The organism is Streptomyces yerevanensis (assembly GCF_000716805.1).
GTDB lineage: Bacteria > Actinomycetota > Actinomycetes > Streptomycetales > Streptomycetaceae > Streptomyces > Streptomyces flaveus.
Genome location: NZ_JNWJ01000233.1, coordinates 1 through 398 on the forward strand (window position 1 = coordinate 1; position 398 = coordinate 398).

Here is a 398-nt window from a genome sequence, read left to right on the forward strand (position 1 = left end):
GTGCCCTGGAAGGCGGGGCCCGCCTCCGTCACGCCCAGGTGCAGCGGGTAGTCGCACTGGGCGGCCAGCTGCCGGTAGGCGTTGACCATCACCACCGGGTCGTTGTGCTTGACCGAGATCTTGATGTCCCGGAAGTCGTGCTCCTCGAAGAGGGACGCCTCCCACAGGGCCGACTCCACCAGCGCCTCGGGCGTCGCCTTGCCGTACTTCTGCAGCAGACGGCGGTCCAGCGAGCCCGCGTTGACCCCGATCCGGATCGGCGTGCCGTGATCCTTGGCGGCCCGCGCGATCTCCTTGACCTTGTCGTCGAACTGCTTGATGTTGCCGGGGTTGACGCGGACGGCCGCACAGCCCGCCTCGATCGCCGCGAACACGTACTTCGGCTGGAAATGGATGTC

Annotated in this window: 1 protein-coding gene; it reads right to left on the reverse strand. The window is 67.6% G+C overall.

Annotation, left to right across the window (positions count from 1 at the left end):
* On the reverse strand, positions 1–398 hold a 398-nt coding region (locus OP79_RS49205), incomplete at both ends, for a flavodoxin-dependent (E)-4-hydroxy-3-methylbut-2-enyl-diphosphate synthase (protein WP_033329881.1).